Source organism: Candidatus Symbiopectobacterium sp., from assembly GCF_020054415.1.
Lineage (GTDB): Bacteria > Pseudomonadota > Gammaproteobacteria > Enterobacterales > Enterobacteriaceae > Symbiopectobacterium.
This window is the reverse complement of record NZ_JAHWCO010000695.1, coordinates 1-4,104: the sequence shown is the minus strand read 5'-3', so window position 1 is coordinate 4,104 and position 4,104 is coordinate 1. Positions and strand designations below refer to the sequence as shown.

2 protein-coding genes and 2 pseudogenes are annotated in these 4,104 nt (G+C 51.2%); 2 read left to right on the top strand and 2 right to left on the bottom strand.

Annotated features, from left to right (window positions below; translation table 11 throughout):
* Nucleotides 1–318 (top strand): annotated as a pseudogene (locus tag QZ506_RS20065) (transposase); the annotation flags it as partial.
* 55 nt (nucleotides 319–373) lie between these two features.
* On the opposite strand, the gene QZ506_RS20060 reads toward QZ506_RS20065, so the two are convergent.
* A complete protein-coding gene (locus tag QZ506_RS20060; RefSeq protein WP_291973426.1) occupies nucleotides 374–658 on the bottom strand; it encodes a YciN family protein in 285 nt (94 codons plus the stop codon).
* A 512-nt stretch (nucleotides 659–1,170) separates the two neighbouring features.
* On the opposite strand from QZ506_RS20060, the gene topA reads away from it, so the two are divergent.
* Complete coding sequence (gene topA / locus QZ506_RS20055; RefSeq protein ID WP_291973424.1) at nucleotides 1,171–3,762, top strand: type I DNA topoisomerase; 2,592 nt, start codon at nucleotides 1,171–1,173, stop codon at nucleotides 3,760–3,762.
* A 122-nt stretch (nucleotides 3,763–3,884) separates the two neighbouring features.
* Here the strand turns inward: topA and QZ506_RS20050 are convergent.
* Nucleotides 3,885–4,028, bottom strand: a pseudogene (locus tag QZ506_RS20050) (IS1 family transposase); the annotation flags it as partial.
* Nucleotides 4,029–4,104 lie beyond the last annotated feature (76 nt).

The window sequence follows — 4,104 nt, the reverse complement described above, 5'->3', positions numbered from 1 at the left end:
GGGACATGGGATCACCGCTATCCGCAGATAAGCCGGAGCTGGCAGTCAAACTGGGCCAACCTGTCGACATTCTTCTCGTACCCGCAGGAACTTCGCAAGGTAATCTACACGACGAACGCTATAGAATCACTGAACAGCGTGATCTGGCATGCAATCAAGAAACGCAAGGTGTTCCCGACTGATGACTCGGTGAAGAAGGTCGTATGACTGGCAATCCAGGCTGCATCACAGAAATGGACGATGCCCTTACAGGACTGGCGTATGGCAACGAGTCGCTTTATTATCGAGTTCGGTGACCGCCTTGACGGTCACTTCTGAGGAAAGGCATTTACACAAAATCTTAAACAGGCTCGTGCGTACAGGGTCACCCCGCTTAGTCGATCAGTTGATACTTCTCTGACAATTCATGCGCCAATTGCTTGAACATGTTAAATACCGCCGTGGTTTTTAATGTCGGCAGGCCGTTGTTATCCAGGAAATACTCCCCTTTAAATACCAGTACGCCGTTCTTCTGATCAACGTCGGTGGCAATCATGCCGTGAAGATAGTCATCGTGGTTCTGAATCAGGCGATTAGCCTGTTCCAAGAGCGTCTGGCGGTCGATCGGGGTTCTCGCTGTGGCGCTGTTCTCTGCGGCCATAGTCACGTTGTCTGACATAGTGTTACTCCTGCTGAAACTCATAGCACTATTCTAACGCCACCTCAACGGCATCCGCTTGTGCTTTTTTGCGCTTTTTTTATGAACCTTTGAAAACAGGTTGATAAGACGACGTAATTTTTCTGAAGACTACGCCTCTGTCAGCCGATAACGATGAGCAGTAGAGGTTGGCGAAAACCGCGTTTCCATGCTAATTAGGTTGCGTAGCGGCATTTATCAGGTAGAGTGTGGGATTTTGTATCGTTAAGCGGAAAAAATTCTTTACGGTGTTGCAGCAGCATAAGCGGCACAGCGGGCAGTTAACCGTCATTACAGCAAAAAAACTTGTATAGTCATGTGGTTATGGAATGGTTTATTGACCGTTACGTACTCTTGAATATCCACTTAGTGAAGCTGGAAGTACGCGAACAGGAGTAGCGGTAGATAATAAATGACGTATATGCCCCTTGAAAAAGGGACCAGACGCCCTCAACAACACGTTAATATGAAGCATTCGGTAGGTAACAATACATATGGGTAAAGCTCTCGTCATAGTTGAGTCCCCGGCCAAAGCCAAAACAATCAACAAATATCTGGGCAATAACTACGTGGTGAAATCGAGCGTCGGTCATGTGCGTGATTTGCCGACCAGCGGTTCTGCGGCGGCTAAGAAGAGCGCTGAGCCTGGCAAAGCGAAAAAAGCCGGCAAAAAAGATGGGCGCACCGCGCTGGTCAATCGTATGGGGGTCGATCCGTACCACGGCTGGCAGGCCGATTACGAAATACTGCCCGGCAAAGAGAAAGTCGTCTCTGAACTGAAAACGCTGGCGGCCAATGCCGACCACGTCTATCTCGCAACCGACCTTGACCGCGAAGGGGAAGCCATTGCTTGGCACCTGCGGGAAATCATTGGGGGTGATGAAGGCCGTTTCAGCCGAGTGGTGTTTAACGAAATCACTAAGAACGCGATCACTCAGGCGTTTGAAAAACCAGATAAATTAAATATCGACAGGGTCAATGCGCAGCAAGCGCGGCGTTTTATGGACCGTGCCGTGGGCTACATGGTTTCTCCGCTGTTGTGGAAAAAAATCGCCCGAGGGCTTTCTGCTGGTCGCGTGCAGTCCGTTGCGGTACGTCTGGTGGTAGAGCGCGAACGCGAAATCAAGGCCTTTATCCCAGAAGAATACTGGGAACTGCATGCGGATTTGTTGTCATCGAGTGCCGCATTGCAAATGCAGGTGACGCACTTTGATGGCAAGCCGTTCAAGCCGGTTAATAAAGCGCAAACAGCGGCGGCGGTCAGCGTGCTGGAGACCGCTCGTTATGTGGTCGCGGAGCGCGAGGACAAGCCCACCAGCAGCAAACCGGGGGCACCTTTCATCACCTCCACGCTGCAACAGGCGGCAAGTACCCGTTTGGGGTTTGGCGTTAAAAAAACCATGATGATGGCGCAGCGCTTGTACGAAGCAGGCTACATCACCTACATGCGTACTGATTCCACCAACCTGAGTCAGGATGCGCTGACCATGGCGCGCGGTTACATTGCGTCCAGCTTTGGTAACGCTTACCTACCGGAGAGCGCGAATCTCTACAGCAGTAAAGAAAACTCTCAGGAAGCGCATGAAGCGATTCGTCCCTCAGATGTTGCCGTTCTGGCGGATGCGTTGAAGGATATGGAAGCTGATGCGCAGAAACTCTACCAGTTGATCTGGCGTCAATTTGTGGCCTGCCAAATGACACCGGCCAAATATGACTCTACAACACTATTGGTGAACGCGGAAGGCTATCAATTACGCGCCAAAGGACGCACCCTGCGTTTTGATGGCTGGACCAAAGTGATGCCTGCGCTGCGTAAATGTGATGAAGACCGTACGCTGCCGACCGTTGAGGTAGGGGAAGTTATGTCCCTAGATAAACTGCTGCCGAGCCAGCATTTTACCAAACCACCTGCCCGCTACAGCGATGCCTCGCTGGTAAAAGAGTTGGAAAAACGCGGTATCGGTCGTCCATCCACTTACGCCTCTATCATTTCAACCATTCAGGATCGTGGCTATGTGCGGGTGGAAAACCGCCGTTTTTACGCGGAAAAAATGGGTGAAATTGTCACTGACCGTCTGGAAGAAAACTTCCGCGAGTTGATGAACTACGATTTTACTGCGCACATGGAAAGTAGCCTCGATCAGGTCGCCAACAATCAGGCGGAGTGGAAAGGGGTGCTGGATGAGTTTTTTGCCGAATTCAGCCAGCAGTTGGAAAAAGCGGAAATGGATCCGGATGCGGGAGGAATGCGACCCAATGCCATGGTGCTGACCACCATCGATTGCTCCACCTGTGGGCGCAAGATGGGGATCCGTACCGCCAGCACCGGCGTGTTCCTCGGCTGTTCCGGCTATGCATTGACGCCAAAAGAGCGCTGCAAGACCACCATCAACCTGATCCCTGAAGCCGAAGTGTTAAACGTGCTGGAAGGGGATGATGCTGAAACCAATGCGCTGCGTGCTCGCCGTCGTTGCGGCAAGTGCGGTACGGCGATGGACAGCTACCTGATCGATAACCAGCGCAAGTTGCACGTGTGCGGTAATAACCCGGCATGTGACGGCTATGAGATCGAAAACGGTGAGTTTCGTATCAAGGGGTACGACGGTCCGGTAGTGGAATGCGACAAATGTGGTTCCGATATGCACCTGAAAATGGGGCGTTTTGGCAAGTACATGGCCTGCACTAACGAAACCTGTACCAATACCCGCAAGATTTCGCGCAATGGTGAAGTTGCACCGCCGAAGGAAGATCCGGTTTCCTTGCCCGAACTGCCGTGCGAAAAATCCGATGCCTATTTCGTGCTGCGTGACGGTGCTGCAGGAGTATTCTTGGCTGCTAATACCTTCCCTAAATCGCGTGAAACCCGTGCGCCGTTAGTGGAGGAGTTGGTGCGATTCCGCGATCTCCTGCCGGAAAAACTGCGCTATCTGGCTGACGCGCCGGTGGAAGATACCGAAGGCAACAAAGCAGTGGTACGCTTTAGTCGTAAAACCAAGCAGCAATACGTTGCTTCGGAGAAAAACGGTAAGGCGACAGGGTGGTCTGCATTCTATATAGACGGTAAGTGGACCTCTGAGAAAAAATAATTCGCTGCTAGGTGAATAAAAGCCAGCCTTTTGGGCTGGCTTTTTTGATCTGGGTAGGAAGATAGCGATCTATGTGAGAGGATCGCGCCGCCGGGTCGTGTATTCAATGAGTTGATGTAGCATTAAACGTAGTACTCGCGTTCGATGTAAGTACCGATGATCCTAGCGTGCATTTCGGATGATTTTGAATATCCGAGCGTCTTGCGATTGAGCCGTTGCAATCGGTTACGCAGTGTCAGATGTGCACGCTCAATACGCTGTGTATACCCGTGATCATTGAAGATGCTTGATTTTACGCGGTAAGAAGATCATGCTCACCCACTATGAAGATATTTATTACCG